The sequence below is a fragment of the Variovorax sp. V93 genome (genome assembly GCF_041154485.1).
In the GTDB taxonomy this organism is placed as follows: Bacteria; Pseudomonadota; Gammaproteobacteria; order Burkholderiales; family Burkholderiaceae_C; genus Variovorax; species Variovorax beijingensis_A.
In genome coordinates this window covers 82,256-98,020 of record NZ_AP028669.1, presented here as the reverse complement: position 1 = coordinate 98,020, position 15,765 = coordinate 82,256, and the positions used below count along the sequence as shown (strand labels likewise).

The window sequence follows — 15,765 nt, the reverse complement described above, 5'->3', positions numbered from 1 at the left end:
GCATCCAGGAAGATCGCCTTTGACCCTGCCGCTGAAAAGGTTGCCTGGCCTCCCGCCGTGCTGGTTCTGATCCTCTCGCAGGCAAGAAGGAGGCGCCGCCTAACGCACGACCCCTCATTCCGGACGACGGAGGCGTCCCACACGCGCCGGCGGCCGCCTCGCACACGGCGACATGTGCGGAGGTGGTCACGGTAGCGACCGAACTGGCCCAAAGCCGGTTCTGGTCAGTGACCATTCAACGAAAGGAAAAGTCACCTATGAAGCAGCAACAACACAAATCCCTTTTCGTCGGCGCCTTGCTCGCAGGCCTTCTTGCCATGAGCGGCTTCGCACAGGCACAAGGCGTCGGGGTCGGCGTGGGCGTGAATGCCGATGTCAACACATCGGGCAGCGCGAACGCGACCCAACGCCAGGGCGCCGCGGGCGCCGGTGCACGCACCGATGCAGCCGCGCAGACGCGCACCGAGGGAAGCGCCGGCGGCAGTGCCGCCACGAATGCCGGCGTGCTGCCGGTCGAAGTCCCCGGCAAGGCCGCAGGCGGCCTGGGCAATACCCTGGGCGGCGTGGTCGGTGGCGCGACGGGCGCGGTCGGCGGTGCCACCGGTGCAGTCGGCGGAGCCACTGGCGCAGTCAGCGGTGCGACCGGCGCAGTGGGCGGCGCCGCCAATGCCGCGACCGGCGCGGCCCGCAACGTGACCGGCGCGACGAACGTCGTTGGTGACACGGTGAGCGGTGCGACCGGCGCCGCGGGCTCGGCCGGCGGTGCGCTGAAGGCGCCAGCCGTGGATGCCAAGGCGCGCGGCAAGGCCCAGGGTTCCGGCGCGGTCGACGTCAAGAAATAAAGCACTTCGCTCAGGGAAAGAAGCCCGCGGTGCGATGCGCCGCGGGCTTTTTTAACTTGCTTCCAGCCTGAACAGGCTCGTCACTTCGACATCGAGCACCATCAGCTCGCGCTGGTTGAAGAGCCGCCAGCGCCAGCGCAGGATGCCGAGCGTCGGCCGTTTTTCGGAGCGCCGCGCCTCGATGACGTCGGCCACCAGCCGCAAGGCATCGCCGGGCCGCACCGGATGCGGCCAGCGCACATGCTCGAGTCCCGGCGACGCAAAGGACTCCGAGCCCCTGAGTGCGGCATCAACCACGAGCCGCATCGCGATCGAGCAGGTGTGCCAGCCGCTCGCGATCAGTCCGCCGAAGGCGCTGTCCGCGGCGGCGACGGCGTCGGTGTGGAACCACTGCGGGTCGTAGGCCTGCGCAAAGCCGACGAGCTCCGCTTCGGACACGACATAAGGCCCGGCCTCGATGACCTGGCCGGGGTGGAAGTCGGCGAACTTCATTCGCCGCAGCTTAATACGTCTCCAGGTGCAGGCGGCCTTCGCGCTTCAATGCGGCGCCGACGGTGTCCCAGTCGAGCCCGGCTTCCTTCGCCACGTCGCGCAATGCGAGCACCACGCCTTCTTCCATGCTCTTGAGCCCGCACACGTAGAAGTGGCTCGCGCCGTCCTTCAGCAGCGCGGCCAGGTCGGCGGCGCGCTCGCGCATCAGGTCCTGCACGTAGCGCTTGGGTTGGCCCGGCGTGCGCGAGAACGCGAGGTTGATGTCGATGAAGTCCTTGGGCAGCGACTGCAGCGGACCGAAGTACGGCAGCTCCTGCTGGGTGCGCGCGCCAAAGAACAGCATGAGCTTGCCGCCTTCGAACTTGCCGCTCTTGCGCAGGCGCCGGCGCCATTCGGTCATGGCGCGCATCGGCGCGCTGCCGGTGCCGGTGCAGATCATCACGATGTGCGACTTGGGATGGTTCGGCATCAGGAACGAGGAACCGAAGGGCCCCACCACCTGCACCGTGTCGCCCACCTTCAGGTCGCAGACGTAGTTGGAGCACACGCCGCGCACCGGGTCGCCCTGGTGGTCCTCGGTCACGCGTTTCACGGTGAGCGACACGTTGTTGTAGCCGGGCCGCTCGCCGTTGCGCGGGCTGGCCACCGAGTACTGGCGCGCATGGTGGCGCTTGGCCGTAGCATCGACGCCCGGCGGAATGATGCCGATCGACTGGCCTTCGAGCACCGGGAACGGCACCACGCCGAAGTCGAGCACGATGTGGTGGGTCTCGCTGTCGAAGCCGGCCTCGGTGCAGTTGAAGTTGCCCACCACGGTGGCCGTGGTCGGCGACTTGGGCGCAAAGAGGTTGGTGTAGGCGTGCGCGGCCGACCAGGGCGGCACGGTGGCGCCGTACTGGGCGGAGTTGAAGGCGGGCTCGACGGACTCGACCGCGGCCTGGGCTTGCGCCTGGGTCTGCGCGGGCACGGCGGCGGCCGCATCGCCGGCCGCTTCGGCGGACACGCCGGCGGCTTCCAGCTCCTCGGGCGTGAGCTCCGCGGGCAGCGATTCCCAGCTGAGCTGTTCCTCGATCGTGTAGGCGCGCACCAGCGGCATGGTGCGCCAGTTGTCGATCGAACCCGTGGGGCACGGCGAGATGCAGGCCATGCAGCCATTGCAGACGTCGGCCCGCACGACGTAGTTGTTGTCGTCGTGCGTGATCGCGTTGACGGGGCAGGTGGCCTCGCAGGTGTTGCAGCGGATGCAGATCTCGGGGTCGATCAGGTGCTGCTTGATGACTCCGGCTTCAACGGCCATGTCCATGTTGTTCTCTCCTGAAAGCCCTCCCCTTTCGGGGGAGGGTTGGGTGGGGGCCCGCGGCGCTTGTCGTGGTCGCGCTGCTGCCCCCATCCCAGCCTTCCCCCGGAAGGGGAAGGAGCAATACCAATACCAATCAGCCGAAACGCACGTACTCGAAATCCACCGGCTGGCGGTTGATGCCCATCACCGGCGGCGAGATCCAGCCCGCGAACTTGCCCGGCTCGACCACGCGGCCCATCAACGATGCCACGAAAGCGAAGTCTTCGGCGCTCGGCAGCCATTCATCGCGCTTGGCGGCCCATTCCATGTCGTTCACCACGCGGCCCTCGGGCGACATCTTGATGCCGGCGAGCGCACCGATCTGGCGGTTGAAGGCCTTGTGCGGCACGGTCAGGCGGGTCGGAATGCCGGCCTTCTCGAGCACCTTGTTCCAGCGGCCGACGCCGGCCACCGAGTCCTTGATGAAGTCGTCGCGCAGCACTTCGTTGAGCGCGTTGAGCATCGGCACGTCCTTCTCGACGAGCTGGCCGTCCTTCACTTCCAGCACCTTGTAGGTCTGGCCCTTGAGCACGTGGTCGTCGCCCCGCTTGCCTTCCTCGTAACGGCCCTTCAGGCCCGAGCTGTAGAAGATGGCGGCGTTGCTCGACTGGTCGGCGCCGAACAGGTCGATGGTCACGCTGTAGTGGAAGTTCAGGTAGCGCTGGATCGTGCCCAGGTCGATGGCGCCGGCCGCGCGCACCTTCTGCGGGTCGTCCGTCTTGAGCTCGTTCATGACCTGCGCGGTGCGCGCGAGCACGCGCGACACGCCGCTCTCGCCCACGAACATGTGGTGCGCTTCCTCGGTCAGCATGAACTTGGTGGTGCGCGCGAGCGGATCGAAGGCGCTCTCGGCCAGCGCGGCCAGCTGGAACTTGCCGTCGCGGTCGGTGAAGTAGGTGAACATGAAGAACGCCAGCCAGTCGGGCGTCTTCTCGTTGAAGGCGCCCAGGATGCGCGGGTTGTCCTGGTCGCCCGAGGTGCGCTGCAAGAGCGCCTCGGCCTCCTCGCGGCCGTCGCGGCCGAAGTGCTTGTGCAGCAGGTAGACCATGGCCCACAGGTGGCGGCCCTCTTCCACGTTGATCTGGAACAGGTTGCGCAGGTCGTACATACTCGGCGCGGTCAGGCCCAGGTGACGCTGCTGCTCGACCGAGGCGGGCTCGGTGTCGCCCTGCGTCACGATGATGCGGCGCAGGTTGGCGCGGTGCTCGCCGGGCACGTCCTGCCAGGCCTTCTCGCCCTTGTGGTCGCCGAAGTGGATTTCGCGGTTGGCGTCGCCGGGGTTCAGGAAGATGCCCCAGCGGTAGTCGCGCATCTTCACGTGGCCGAACTGGGCCCAGCCCTGCGGGTCGACGCTCACGGCCGTGCGCAGGTAGACCTCGTGGTTGGTCGAGCCTTCGGGGCCCACGTCGTCCCACCAGTTGATGAAGTTGGGCTGCCAGCCTTCGAGCGCGCGCTGCAGCGTGCGGTCTTCGCCGAGGTTGACGTTGTTGGGGATCTTCTCGCTGTAGTTGATCGTGCTCATCGTTGTTCCTTGGGTTGTTCAGGCTGCCAGTTCAAACGCGGTTCAAGTCGAAGCCGGCTTTCTCGCCGGTGCCGTAGACCTTGAGCGCGCCCTTCTCGCCGACGGCGTTGGGGCGGTTGAAGATCCAGTTCTGCCAGGCGGTGAGCCGGCCGAAGATGCGGGTGGCCATGTTCTCCCGGCTTGCGAAGCGCAGGTTGGCTTCCAGGCCGGTGAGTGCATCGGGCGACATGGCGGCGCGCTCCTCGACGGCGATGCGGATCTCGTCGTCCCAGTCGATGTCGTCGGGCGCGGCGGTGACGAGGCCGAGCTTCAGTGCCTCGTCGGCATCGAGCGGCTGGCCGGCGGCGGCGCGGGCGGCGTCCAGCGGCGCGGCCTCTTCGTAGAAGCGGCGCTGCAGGCGGCTCTGGTCGTTCACCATCGGGAAGAAGCCGAAGTTGAATTCGTTGAGCACGAGCTTCGGTGCGCGCGCGGCATCGTCGGGCAGCGCGAGCATATAGCTGCGGTCGGCGGCAAAGGCCAGCTCGGCCAAGGTGCCGGCAAAGCAGGAGCCCGCCTCGACCAGCGCAAACAGGCTGCGCGACGACACGTCCAGCCGCGCCAGCGTGCGGCGTAGCGCGCCGATGGTCTCGCGCACCAGCCAGTGGTCCTTGTGGGCGAGCATCAGGGCGTCCGATGCGAGCACGGCCTGCGCGTCGCCCTCGGTCTTGAGCAGCCAGGTGCCGATGTCGAGCTCGTTGGTGCGCAGGTTGAGGATCGCGTCGTCGAGCTCGCGGCACACGGCCAGCGGCCACCACGCGGCGCCCGCCGCTTCGATGGCGGCAATGTCCGCGGGCTGCGTGCCCGCGGGTGCCTTGACGGTGAGGGTGGCGGTGCGCTTGCTGCGGTCGATCTTCACGTCGACGTGCGAATAGGCGATGCCGTCGGCGCTGTCGGTGCGTTCGAGCCGGGTCAGCGCCACGCCCTTGCCGCTGGCGGGGCGGTCGCTCGCAGCGGCGAGCTGCGCAGCACGCTCCTGCACGGCGGCGGCGAACTGCGCGGGCTTGGCCACGGCATCGACCAGGCGCCATTCGACCGCGCGCTGGCCGCGCACGCCTTCGACGCTGGTGCAGAAGATGTCGGCCAGGTCATGGCGCACATGGCGCTTGTCGGTCACGCGGGTCAGGCCGCCGGTGCCGGGCAGCACGCCGAGCAGCGGCACTTCGGGCAGCGAGACGGCGGAAGAGCGGTCGTCCACCAGCAGGATCTCGTCGCAGGCCAGCGCCAGCTCGTAGCCGCCGCCGGCGCAGGCGCCGTTCACGGCCGCGATGAACTTCAGGCCCGAATGCTTCGACGAATCCTCGATGCCGTTGCGCGTCTCGTTGGTGAACTTGCAGAAGTTCACCTTCCAGGCATGGCTCGAGACGCCGAGCATGAAGATGTTGGCGCCCGAGCAGAAGATGCGGTCCTTGCCGCTGGTGACGATCACGCTGCGCACCTCGGGATGCTCGAAGCGCACGCGGTTGAGCGCGTCGTTGAGCTCGATGTCCACGCCCAGGTCGTAGCTGTTGAGCTTGAGCTTGTAGCCGGGGCGGATGCCGCCGTCTTCCGCGATGTCGAGCACCAGCCGCGCCACCGGGCCTTCGAAGCTGAGCTTCCAGTGCCTGTATTGCGCGGGTTCGATGCGGTAGTCGACGCGCGGGGGCGCCTGAAGGGTCGTGGTCTCGGTCATACGGAAGTCTCCTGTGGGGGCAGATGTAAACCGGAAAAATAATGCACACTCCGGTTCCGATGACATGCATCATGCTGCATGCGAACAGGCAAGTCAATGCCTGAATCTCTTTTTTTCAGATTTCAGGCATGGCCAGACATTGAGGCGGCCTTTTTTCCAGCGAACACCGCGGAACCGGCTTTGCCGGGCCGCTGGTGTTGCCCCCGGTAGGGGGTTGGCGTAGCGACACAAAGTGCGCGAAGACTGGGGGCGAGCCTAGGCAATCCCCATGGACTGGCGCGCCACGGCGCGCAGCGCCTGGAAGCTCTGCGCCAGCGTCTTGCCGCTGGTGTCCACCGAGAGATCGGCCTTCGAATAGAAGGCGGCGCGGCCGTTCAGGATGCGGCGCAGGTCTTCCATGGCTTCCTTGCTGGCCGCCATGGGGCGGGTGTCGCCCTGGGCGGCCACGCGGCCCATGTGCTCCTCGGGCGCGGCCTGCAGCCACACGGTGGTGCAGTGCGCGAGCAATTCGTTGAAGGTGGCCGGGTCCGAGACGATGCCGCCCGGCGTGGCGATGACCACCTCGCCGTAGATCTGGATGGTTTCCTCGAGCGCGCGGCGCTCGTAGCGGCGGTAGGCATTGGTGCCATAGAGGTCGTGGATCTCGCGCACGCTGCAGCCCGCGAGCTTCTCGATGTCGCGGCTCAGCTCCACGAAGGGCACGTCGAGGTCGTCGGCCAGCATCTGGCCGAGCGTCGACTTGCCCGCGCCGCGCAGGCCCACGAGCGCGATGCGGCGGTGGCGCGCCGGATCGACCGAGGCCGTGCCCAGCAACTCACCCACCGCCACGCGCACGCGGCGCAGGTCGGCCTCGCTGCGGTTCTCGAGCAGCTCGCGGATCAGCAGCCATTCGGGCGAACTGGTGGTCACGTCGCCGACCAGCTCGGCCAGCGAACAATGCAGCGCGCCAGCCACCTGCTGCAGCACCAGGATCGACGCATTGCCGATGCCGTATTCGAGATTGGCCAGGTGCCGCTCCGACACGTCGGCCGCAATGGCCACCGCCTTGCGCGTGAGGCCGCGCTGCGCGCGCAGGTTGCGCACGCGCTCGCCCAATGCCGCCAGCAATGGATTCTTGGCCTCCGCGGCCGGTGCCGCCGGGTTGCCGGCGCGGTGGCCTTCTTCGGGCGCGGGGGCCAGCACCGCGTCTACGTGCTCGTTCATGCATGTCCTCGTTCTTGGCCGGGATTGTGCGCGCTCAGGGTAAACACCATAGATGCACTATATTGCTTGACACCCATGGAGTCGATGCTTATTGTTCGGCCACAAGCAAGATACTGCACGCGCACCAATCCTGCAAGGTAGTCCAAAAGTTCGCTGAGCCATTCACCCTGCCAGCCAGCCTCCAAAAAGGAAGCCCGCCAATGTCCAGCAAGGAAGCATTTCATCAGTTGATTGCCGGCCTGGCCGCCGAAATCGCCGGCCGGCCGCTCGATGAACAACTCGACCAGTGGCTCAACGCCACCCATGGCGCGGGCAGCGCGCGCTTCGAGGCGCTGCGCCAGGCCTGCATCGGCGGCGTGGCCGAAGGCTGGCTGTGCGAGCGCGAAGGCGGCGGCATCCGCTACGGCCGCGTGTTCAAGGCCGAGGACGCGCTGCACCGCTTCTCGGTCGACGTGGTCGACATGCAGGACATCGCGGGGCCGCACCACACCCATCCGAACGGCGAGATCGACCTGATCATGCCGCTCGAAGGCAGCCCCGGCGCCACCTTCGACGGCCGGCCCGCGGGCTGCTGCGTCTACGGGCCGGGCACCGCGCACCAGCCGACCGTGGCGAACGGCCGCGCCCTGGTTCTCTATCTCCTGCCCGAAGGGCAGATCAAGTTCACCGCATGACCGAACTCCTCCCCAATTACATCGCCGGCCGCTGGCAAGGCGGATCGGGCGCCGGCACGCCGCTCTTCGACCCGGTGCTGGGCACCGAGCTCGTGCGCGTCGACGCCTCCGGCCTCGACCTGGCCGCCGCCTTTGCCTTTGCGCGCGAACAGGGCGGCCGCGCGCTGCGCGCCCTCAGCTACCGCGAGCGTGCCGGGCTGCTCGGCGCCATCGTGAAGGTGCTGCAGGCGAACCGCGATGCCTACTACGAGATCGCCACCGCGAACTCCGGCACGGTGAAGAACGATTCAGCCGTCGACATCGACGGCGCGATCTTCACGCTGGGCCAGTACGCGAAGTGGGGCGATGCGCTCGGCGACGTGCGCGCGCTGCGCGACGGCGACGCGGTCAAGCTCGGCAAGGAGCCGGTGTTCCAGTCGCAGCACCTGCAGGTGCCGACGCACGGCGTGGCGCTTTTCATCAATGCCTTCAATTTCCCCTCATGGGGCCTGTGGGAAAAAGCCGCGCCGGCGCTGCTCTCTGGCGTGCCCGTGATCGTGAAGCCCGCCACGGCCACCGCCTGGCTCACGCAGCGCATGGTGCGGGACGTGGTCGATGCGGGCGTGCTACCCGCCGGCGCACTCTCCGTCATCTGCGGCAGCTCGGCCGGCCTGATGGACCAGCTCCAGCCCTTCGACGTGGTCTCTTTCACCGGCTCGGCCGAGACCGCCGCGGTGATCCGCTCGCACGCCGCCGTGGCCGGGCGCTCGGTGCGCGCGAACATCGAGGCCGACAGCCTCAACAGCGCCTTGCTGCTGCCCGGCGCCGCCCCCGGCAGCGAGGCCTTCAACCTGCTCGTGCGCGAAGTGGTGCGCGAGATGACGGTGAAATCGGGCCAGAAGTGCACCGCGATCCGCCGCATCCTCGTGCCGGCCGAGCTCTATGACGCGGCGGCCGAAGCCATCAGCGCCAAGCTCGCGGGCATCACGGTCGGCAATCCGCGCAACGAGAGCGTGCGCATGGGTGCGCTCGTGAGCCGGGCGCAGATGAAGGCCGTGAGCGAAGGCCTGGAGGCACTGTCTGCGCAGGCCAGCCTGCTGTACGACGGCCGCAACACGCCGCTGATCGATGCCGAACCGTCCGTGGCCGCCTGCATCGGCCCCGTGCTGCTGGGCGCGCGCGATGCCGATGCGGCGCAGCGCGTGCATGACGTGGAAGTGTTCGGGCCGGTCGCCACGCTGCTGCCGTACCGCGATTTGGCGCACGGCATCGCGCTGGCACACCGTGGCCAGGGCTCGCTCGTGACTTCGCTCTATGGCGGCGACGACGCCGCGCTGGCGCAAGCCGCACTCGCCGTCGCGCCGAGCCACGGCCGCGTGCACGTGATCTCGCCCGAGGTGGCACAGGCCCACACCGGCCACGGCAACGTGATGCCGATGTCGCTGCACGGCGGTCCGGGCCGCGCGGGCGGCGGCGCCGAGCTTGGCGGCCTGCGCGCGCTGGACTTCTACCATCGCCGCAGCGCCGTCCAGGCGAGCCCCGGCGTGCTCGCCCACCTCGGCCTCTAGAGAAAAGCACAGGCCCCACGGAGACACACGATGAGCCCACCCGCACGATTCAATTTCGCCGAACACCTGTTCGCCCTCAACCGCGGCCGCGCCGGCCGCACGGCCTACATCGACGACCGCGGCACGCTGAGCTACGGCCAGCTCGAAGACCGCGCGCGCCGCCTGGCCGCCGCGCTCAAGGCCGCCGGCGTGCGGCGCGAAGAGCGCGTGCTGCTTCTGATGCTCGACAGCAGCGACTGGCCCGTGAGTTTTCTGGGCTGCCTCTATGCCGGCATCGTTCCCGTCGCCGTCAACACGCTGCTCACGCCCGAGGACTACGCCTACATGCTCGAACACAGCCGCGCGCAGGCCGCGCTGGTGTCGGGCGCGCTGCTGCCCACGCTGCAGGAGGCCATGGGCCGCGGCGCACATGAAGTGCACACGCTGATCGTCTCGCAGCCGGCGGGCGCGTTGCCCGACGGCGCGCAGGAATTCGAAGCCGCGCTCGCTGCCGCCCTGCCGATGGCAGCGCCCGCAGCCACGGCCTGCGACGACCCCGGCTTCTGGCTGTACTCCTCCGGCTCCACCGGCAAGCCCAAGGGCACGGTCCACACCCACGCCAACCTGTGGTGGACGGCCGAGCTCTACGGCAAGCCGGTGCTCGGGCTGACCGAGAACGACGTGTGCTTCTCGGCCGCCAAGATGTACTTCGCGTACGGCCTCGGCAATGCGCTGACCTTCCCGCTGTCGGTCGGTGCGACCGTGGTGCTGATGGCCGAGCGGCCCACGCCCGACGCCACCTTCCGCCGCTGGGTGGAGCACAGACCCACGGTGTTCTTCGGTGCGCCCACCGGCTTTGCCGGCATGCTCGCCTCGCCGAAGCTGCCGGCGCGCGAAGCCGTGGCCTTGCGCATGTGCTCCTCCGCCGGCGAGGCGCTGCCCGGCGAGATCGCGCAGCGCTTCAAGGCGCACTTCGGCTGCGAGATCATCGACGGCATCGGCTCCACCGAGATGCTGCACATCTTCATCTCCAACCGCCCCGGCGACGTGCGCTACGGCACCACGGGCAAGCCGGTGGAGGGCTACGAAGTCGAACTGCGCGGCGAGGACGGCCGCCCGGTGCCTGACGGCGAAGTAGGCGACCTCTACATCCGCGGCCCGAGTTCGGCACTGATGTACTGGTGCAACCGCGAGAAGTCGCGCGAGACCTTCCAGGGCGGCTGGACCAAGAGCGGCGACAAGTACACGCGCGACCCCGACGGCTACTACACCTACGCCGGGCGCAGCGACGACATGCTGAAGGTCAGCGGCATCTATGTGTCGCCGTTCGAGGTGGAAGCCACGCTGATGCAGCACCCCGCGGTGCTCGAGGCCGCGGTGATCGGCAAGGAAGACGCGGACGGGCTGACCAAGACCAAAGCCTTTGTCGTTCTGAAGGACGGCCAGTCGGTCGGCGACGAGGAATTGAAGGCTTTCGTGAAGGAGCGGCTTGCGCCCTACAAGTACCCGCGCTTCCTGGAATTCGTGCAGGAGCTGCCGAAGACGGCGACGGGGAAGATCCAGCGCTTTCGCTTGCGCGAGCGGGAGAAGCAGGCATGAGGTGCCCCTTGTCTTTTTTCTCCCTCCCCTCCCGGGGGAGGGTTGGGGCGGGGGCAGGCGGCCTCTGCAAAGGCATGGCTTCTGCCAGTGCCGGGAGCCCCCATCCCAGCCTTCCCCCGGAGGGGGAAGGAGCAACACCATGAGCTCCCTCGACTTCGCCACCATCAACTGGCGCGGCCGTCCCGTGCAGATCGAATGCCAGTGGATCTCCCCCGAACGCAGCGATGCCCCGCTCATCGTCTTCCTGCACGAAGGCCTCGGCTCGATTGCCATGTGGAAGGACTTCCCCGCGCAAGTCTGCGAAGCCGCCAATGCCCGCGGCCTCGTGTTCTCGCGCCCCGGCTACGGCCGCTCCACGCCGCGCGCCGACGGCGAGATCTGGGACGTCGACTTCATGCACCGCCAGGCGCACGAGGTGCTGCCCGCCCTCTTCACCGCCCTGGAGCTCGACGCTGAAAAGCCCTGGCTCTTCGGCCACAGCGACGGCGGCTCGATCTCGCTGCTTTATGCCTCGCGCTTCCCGGACCGCGTCGAAGGCCTCGTGGTGCTCGCGCCGCACATCTTCGTGGAGGACGTGACCGTCGCGAACATCGAACAGGCCCGCACCGCCTACCTCTCGACCGACCTGCCGAAGAAGCTCGGCCGCTACCACGACAGCGCCGACTCGGCCTTCTGGGGCTGGAACCGCATCTGGCTGCACCCGCCCTTCCGCGAATGGAACATCGAGGCCGAGCTCGACACCATCCGCTGCCCGGTGCTCGCCATCCAGGGCATCGGCGACGAGTACGGCACGCTCGCGCAGATCCGCGGCATCGCGGCACGGGTCAGGGGATGCGAGCTGCTCGAAATCCCGGAATGCGGGCATTCCCCGCATCGCGATCAGCCGGATCGTGTCATCGTCGCGGCCACTTCTTTCATTGCCAAAAACAGGAGACAAACACCATGACCATCCGTACCGCCCGCCTCGCGCTCACCGCGATCGCCTTCGCCGCCCTGGCCAGCGCCGCCGGCGCGCAGGGCACCGGCAAACTCAAGGTCGGCCTGATGCTGCCCTACAGCGGCACCTACACCGCGCTGGGAGTGGCCATCGAGAACGGCTTCAAGCTCTATGTCGACGAGCACGGCGGCAAGCTCGCCGGCCGCGAGATCGAATACTTCAAGGTCGATGACGAGTCCGACCCCGCCAAGGCCACCGACAACGTCAACAAGCTGATCAAGCGCGACAACGTCGACGTGATCGTCGGCACGGTGCACTCCGGCGTGGCCATGGCCATGGCCAAGGCCGCCAAGGAAAGCGGCACCGTGCTGATCGTGCCCAATGCCGGCGCCGACGCGGTCACGGGCCCGATGTGCGCGCCCAACATCTTCCGCAGCTCGTTCAGCAACTGGCAGCCGGCCTACGCGATGGGCGAAGTGGCGGCCAAGCAGCAGGGCAAGAAGAAGGCGATGACCATCACCTGGAAGTACGCGGCCGGCGACGAGTCGGTCAACGGCTTCAAGGAAGGCTTCGAGAAGAATGGCGGCAAGGTCGAGAAGCAGCTCACGCTGCCCTTTCCCAACGTGGAGTTCCAGGCGCTCCTGACCGAGATCGCGGCGGCCAAGCCCGATGCGGTGTATGCCTTCTTCGCGGGCGGTGGCGCGGTGAAGTTCGTCAAGGACTACCAGGCCGCAGGCCTCAACAAGACGATTCCGCTCTACGGCCCGGGCTTCCTGACCGACGGCACCCTGGATGCGCAGGGCGAAGCCGCGCAAGGCATGCTGACCACGCTGCACTATGCCGACGGCCTCAACACCGCGCGCGACAACGCCTTCCGCGTGGCATATGCCAAGTCGTTCAAGCTGCAGCCCGACGTGTACGCGGTGCAGGGCTACGACGCAGCGCAGATGCTGGGCGTGGGCCTGGCCGCCACCAAGGGCGACATCGGCAAGAAGGCCGAGTTCACGGCCGCCATCGAGAAGGCGAAGATCGACAGCCCGCGCGGCACGTTCACGATGAGCAAATCGCACAACCCGGTGCAGGACATCTACCTGCGCAAGGTGGAAGGCAAGGAGAACAAGCTGGTGAGCATCGCGATCAAGGGCCTGACGGACCCGGCCCGCGGATGCAGGATGTGACCCACCCCCGTCCCTCGCTCACTTCGTGTAGCTCGACTCCCCCCTCGAGGGGGCGACACCGGCGGACCGGCGAAGCCGGATCCGCGGTGTCTCACGAACATCGCGGGCGCTTTCGCGCCACGCTCTCCAAGCCCCCTACCGGGATGACCTAACGTGGATTTCGGCACCTTCCTTGTCCAGTGCCTGAACTCGGTTCAGTACGGACTTCTTCTATTCCTGGTGGCCTCGGGGCTCACGCTGATCTTCGGGATCATGGGCGTGATCAACCTTGCGCACGGCAGCTTCTACATGATCGGCGCGTACATGGCGTTCGCGCTCGCGCCGCTGTTCGGCGACCAGTTCCTCTTGATGCTGGTGGCCGGCGTGGTGCTGGCAGCCATCTTCGGCTACCTGCTCGAATGGGCCTTCTTCAGCTACCTCTACCAGCGCGACCACCTGCAGCAGGTGCTGATGACCTACGGGCTCATCCTGGTGTTCGAGGAGCTGCGCTCCATCCTCGTGGGCAACGACGTGCATGGCGTGAAGGTGCCGGCCTGGCTCGACGGCAGCTTCGCGCTCGGCAACGTCATGAGCTATCCGTGGTACCGGCTCTTCGCTTCGGCTGCCTGCATCGTGCTGGCGGTGGCGCTGTACTGGGTGGTCAACCGCACGCGGCTGGGCATGATGATCCGCGCAGGCGCGAGCAATCGCGACATGGTGCGCGGGCTGGGCATCGACGTGAAGCGGCTCTACCGCATCGTGTTCGCGGCCGGCGTGGCGCTCGCGGCGCTGGCCGGCATGATCGCGGCGCCGATGTCCTCGGTGTATCCGAACATGGGGGCGAGCGTGCTCATCATCTGCTTCGTGCTGGTGGTGATCGGCGGCATCGGCTCGATCACGGGCGCGCTCGTGGCCTCGCTGCTGGTGGGCTTCGTCGACACCTTCGGCAAGGTGTTCTTCGCGGACCTGAGCGGCATCGGCATCTACCTGCTGATGGCCATCGTGCTGATCTGGAAGCCCGAAGGGCTGATGGGGAGGCGGCCATGACGCAGGTCCACACTTCTTCCGTGCGGCGCGGCGCGTTTCTCGTGCCGGTGGCCTGCGCCATTGCGATCGGCGTGCTCGGCCCGATGATGGGCAACTACGTCTCGGACTTCGTCGTCAAGGTGATGATCCTGTCGATCTTCGCGCTGAGCCTCGAACTGCTGGTCGGCATGACGGGCCTCGTGAGCCTGGGCCATGCGGCGTTCTACGGCATCGGCGCCTACGTGACGGTGCTGGCCTCGGGCAACGAAGGCGGCAACCTCGCGCTGCTGCTGCCGCTGGCCATGGGCGCGGCGGCGCTCTATGCATTGTTCGTGGGCGCGCTGAGCCTGCGCACGCGCGGCGTGTACTTCATCATGGTGACGCTGGCCTTCGCGCAGATGGCCTTCTTCGTGTTCCACGACACCAAGGTGGGCGGCGGCAGCGACGGCATCTACATGTATGTGCGGCCGGCCATCGGCAAGCTCGACATGGAGAACCGCATGGTGCTGTTCTACGTGGTGCTCGCATCGCTGGTGTTCACCTACGGCTTGCTGGCGCTCGTTCGCCGCTCCCGCTTCGGCGCGGCGCTCGCGGGCATCCGCGTGAACGAGCAGCGCATGCGCGCGGCCGGTTTCCCGGTGTACGGCTACAAGCTCGCGGCCTTCGTGCTGGCCGGCGCGCTGGCCGGGCTCGCGGGCTTTCTGCTGGCCTCGCGCGACGGCGTGGTCAACCCCGAGCTGATGGCCTGGCACAACTCGGGCGAGGTGCTGCTGATGGTGATCCTCGGCGGCCTCGGCCACCTGCGCGGCGCGGTCATCGGCGCCATCGCGTTCACGCTGCTGAAGGAGATCTTCTCGACGCATGCGGTGATGGGGCCGCTCGCGGACCACTGGCAGCTGACGCTGGGCATCGCGATCATCGTGTTCGTGGCGTGGCTGCCCAAGGGGTTGATCGGGCTGGCAAAACGGCTCTCGCCGAAGGGGGCTGCATGACGACCGCACTGCTTTCCGTCGAAGGCCTCACGCGCCGCTTCGGCGGCCTCACCGCCGTCAACGCCATCACGCTCGACCTGCACGTGGGCGAAGTCCATGCGGTGATCGGCACCAACGGCGCAGGCAAGTCGACGCTGATCAACATGCTCTCGGGCGAGATCGAAGCCTCCGAAGGCCGCATCGCGCTCGACGGTGTCGACATCACGCGCCGCGCGCAGTGGCGCCGCGCACGTGCCGGCGTGGGCCGCAGCTACCAGCGCACCACCATCTTCCCGGAGTTCAGCGTGCACGAGAACTGCCGGCTCGCGGCGCAGGCCGCCACGGCGCGGCCCTGGACGGTGTGGCAGTCGTCCGGGCGCTGCGCGGCCAGCAATGCGGCGGCCGATGCGGCGCTCGAAGCCGCGGGCCTGTCGAACGAAGCCCTGCGCATCGCCGGCACACTGAGCCATGGCGCGCAGCGCCAGCTCGAAGTGGCAATGTGCCTGGCCACCAAACCGCGCGTGCTGCTGCTCGACGAGCCGCTCGCGGGCATGGGCGCCGAGGAAACCGACCGCATGCTCACGCTGCTCGCGCGGCTGAAGGCCACGCACGCGATCCTGCTGGTGGAGCACGACATGGACGCGGTGTTCCGCATCGCCGACCGCATCACGGTGATGGTGAACGGCACGGTCATCGCGACCGGCGATCCGAAATCGATCCGCGAGAACCCCGAAGTGCGCACCGCCTACCTTGGAGAGGATCACTGACC

14 protein-coding genes are annotated in these 15,765 nt (G+C 67.9%); 9 read left to right on the top strand and 5 right to left on the bottom strand.

Annotated features, from left to right (window positions below):
• Positions 1 to 257: 257 nt before the first annotated feature.
• The gene (locus ACAM54_RS00490; RefSeq protein WP_369649444.1) at positions 258 to 842 is read left to right on the top strand and encodes an adhesin; all 585 of its coding nucleotides are present in this window, start codon (positions 258 to 260) and stop codon (positions 840 to 842) included.
• 51 nt (positions 843 to 893) lie between these two features.
• Here the strand turns inward: ACAM54_RS00490 and ACAM54_RS00485 are convergent, their stop codons facing one another.
• From ACAM54_RS00485 to ACAM54_RS00465, 5 genes are all read right to left on the bottom strand, one after another.
• Positions 894 to 1,334 carry a MaoC family dehydratase gene (locus ACAM54_RS00485; RefSeq protein WP_369649443.1) on the bottom strand — a complete coding sequence of 147 codons (441 nt, stop codon included), beginning with the start codon at positions 1,332 to 1,334 and terminating at the stop codon, positions 894 to 896.
• A gap of 10 nt (positions 1,335 to 1,344) precedes the next feature.
• Positions 1,345 to 2,637 carry a benzoyl-CoA 2,3-epoxidase subunit BoxA gene (gene boxA / locus ACAM54_RS00480; RefSeq protein WP_369649442.1) on the bottom strand — a complete coding sequence of 431 codons (1,293 nt, stop codon included), beginning with the start codon at positions 2,635 to 2,637 and terminating at the stop codon, positions 1,345 to 1,347.
• A 130-nt stretch (positions 2,638 to 2,767) separates the two neighbouring features.
• Positions 2,768 to 4,195 (bottom strand): benzoyl-CoA 2,3-epoxidase subunit BoxB, encoded by a 1,428-nt coding sequence (gene boxB / locus ACAM54_RS00475; protein ID WP_218296135.1) that lies wholly within the window; start codon positions 4,193 to 4,195, stop codon positions 2,768 to 2,770.
• Between the two features lie 31 nt (positions 4,196 to 4,226).
• Positions 4,227 to 5,903, bottom strand: a complete 1,677-nt coding sequence (gene boxC, locus ACAM54_RS00470) for a 2,3-epoxybenzoyl-CoA dihydrolase (RefSeq protein WP_369649441.1) — start codon at positions 5,901 to 5,903, stop codon at positions 4,227 to 4,229.
• Positions 5,904 to 6,158: 255 nt separating this feature from the next.
• Entirely contained in the window at positions 6,159 to 7,106 is a 948-nt protein-coding gene (locus tag ACAM54_RS00465; protein ID WP_309933577.1) for a helix-turn-helix transcriptional regulator, read from the bottom strand.
• 200 nt (positions 7,107 to 7,306) lie between these two features.
• On the opposite strand from ACAM54_RS00465, the gene ACAM54_RS00460 reads away from it, so the two are divergent.
• The 8 genes from ACAM54_RS00460 to ACAM54_RS00425 all read left to right on the top strand — a co-directional run bounded on the left by ACAM54_RS00460 (position 7,307) and on the right by ACAM54_RS00425 (position 15,763).
• A complete protein-coding gene (locus ACAM54_RS00460; protein ID WP_369649440.1) occupies positions 7,307 to 7,780 on the top strand; it encodes a DUF4863 family protein in 474 nt (157 codons plus the stop codon).
• Positions 7,777 to 9,327 (top strand): 3,4-dehydroadipyl-CoA semialdehyde dehydrogenase, encoded by a 1,551-nt coding sequence (locus ACAM54_RS00455; protein ID WP_369649439.1) that lies wholly within the window; start codon positions 7,777 to 7,779, stop codon positions 9,325 to 9,327. Before ACAM54_RS00460 ends, ACAM54_RS00455 begins: the two co-directional genes overlap by 4 nt.
• A gap of 30 nt (positions 9,328 to 9,357) precedes the next feature.
• Positions 9,358 to 10,905, top strand: coding sequence for a benzoate-CoA ligase family protein (locus tag ACAM54_RS00450; protein ID WP_369649438.1), 1,548 nt, complete (start codon positions 9,358 to 9,360; stop codon positions 10,903 to 10,905).
• A 139-nt stretch (positions 10,906 to 11,044) separates the two neighbouring features.
• Complete coding sequence (locus ACAM54_RS00445; RefSeq protein ID WP_369649437.1) at positions 11,045 to 11,851, top strand: alpha/beta fold hydrolase; 807 nt, start codon at positions 11,045 to 11,047, stop codon at positions 11,849 to 11,851.
• Positions 11,848 to 13,020, top strand: coding sequence for an ABC transporter substrate-binding protein (locus tag ACAM54_RS00440; RefSeq protein WP_192324744.1), 1,173 nt, complete (start codon positions 11,848 to 11,850; stop codon positions 13,018 to 13,020). Before ACAM54_RS00445 ends, ACAM54_RS00440 begins: the two co-directional genes overlap by 4 nt.
• A 153-nt stretch (positions 13,021 to 13,173) precedes the next feature.
• On the top strand, positions 13,174 to 14,046 hold the full coding sequence (locus ACAM54_RS00435) for a branched-chain amino acid ABC transporter permease (protein ID WP_021004792.1): 873 nt from the start codon (positions 13,174 to 13,176) through the stop codon (positions 14,044 to 14,046).
• On the top strand, positions 14,043 to 15,017 hold the full coding sequence (locus ACAM54_RS00430; protein WP_145738799.1) for a branched-chain amino acid ABC transporter permease: 975 nt from the start codon (positions 14,043 to 14,045) through the stop codon (positions 15,015 to 15,017). The genes ACAM54_RS00435 and ACAM54_RS00430 overlap by 4 nt, the downstream gene beginning before the upstream one ends.
• Positions 15,014 to 15,763, top strand: a complete 750-nt coding sequence (locus ACAM54_RS00425; RefSeq protein ID WP_209500431.1) for an ABC transporter ATP-binding protein — start codon at positions 15,014 to 15,016, stop codon at positions 15,761 to 15,763. The genes ACAM54_RS00430 and ACAM54_RS00425 overlap by 4 nt, the downstream gene beginning before the upstream one ends.
• Positions 15,764 to 15,765 lie beyond the last annotated feature (2 nt).

Excerpts from the sequence above, each read along its gene's own strand:
- ACAM54_RS00445 (WP_369649437.1), top strand. The coding sequence starts at position 11,045 with ATGAGCTCCCTCGACTTCGCCACCATCAACTGGCGCGGCCGTCCCGTG.
- ACAM54_RS00490 (WP_369649444.1), top strand. The coding sequence starts at position 258 with ATGAAGCAGCAACAACACAAATCCCTTTTCGTCGGCGCCTTGCTCGCA.
- ACAM54_RS00430 (WP_145738799.1), top strand. The coding sequence starts at position 14,043 with ATGACGCAGGTCCACACTTCTTCCGTGCGGCGCGGCGCGTTTCTCGTG.
- boxC (WP_369649441.1), bottom strand. The coding sequence starts at position 5,903 with ATGACCGAGACCACGACCCTTCAGGCGCCCCCGCGCGTCGACTACCGC.
- ACAM54_RS00455 (WP_369649439.1), top strand. The coding sequence starts at position 7,777 with ATGACCGAACTCCTCCCCAATTACATCGCCGGCCGCTGGCAAGGCGGA.
- ACAM54_RS00440 (WP_192324744.1), top strand. The coding sequence starts at position 11,848 with ATGACCATCCGTACCGCCCGCCTCGCGCTCACCGCGATCGCCTTCGCC.
- boxB (WP_218296135.1), bottom strand. The coding sequence starts at position 4,195 with ATGAGCACGATCAACTACAGCGAGAAGATCCCCAACAACGTCAACCTC.
- ACAM54_RS00465 (WP_309933577.1), bottom strand. The coding sequence starts at position 7,106 with ATGAACGAGCACGTAGACGCGGTGCTGGCCCCCGCGCCCGAAGAAGGC.
- ACAM54_RS00460 (WP_369649440.1), top strand. The coding sequence starts at position 7,307 with ATGTCCAGCAAGGAAGCATTTCATCAGTTGATTGCCGGCCTGGCCGCC.
- ACAM54_RS00425 (WP_209500431.1), top strand. The coding sequence starts at position 15,014 with ATGACGACCGCACTGCTTTCCGTCGAAGGCCTCACGCGCCGCTTCGGC.
- ACAM54_RS00485 (WP_369649443.1), bottom strand. The coding sequence starts at position 1,334 with ATGAAGTTCGCCGACTTCCACCCCGGCCAGGTCATCGAGGCCGGGCCT.
- ACAM54_RS00450 (WP_369649438.1), top strand. The coding sequence starts at position 9,358 with ATGAGCCCACCCGCACGATTCAATTTCGCCGAACACCTGTTCGCCCTC.
- boxA (WP_369649442.1), bottom strand. The coding sequence starts at position 2,637 with ATGGACATGGCCGTTGAAGCCGGAGTCATCAAGCAGCACCTGATCGAC.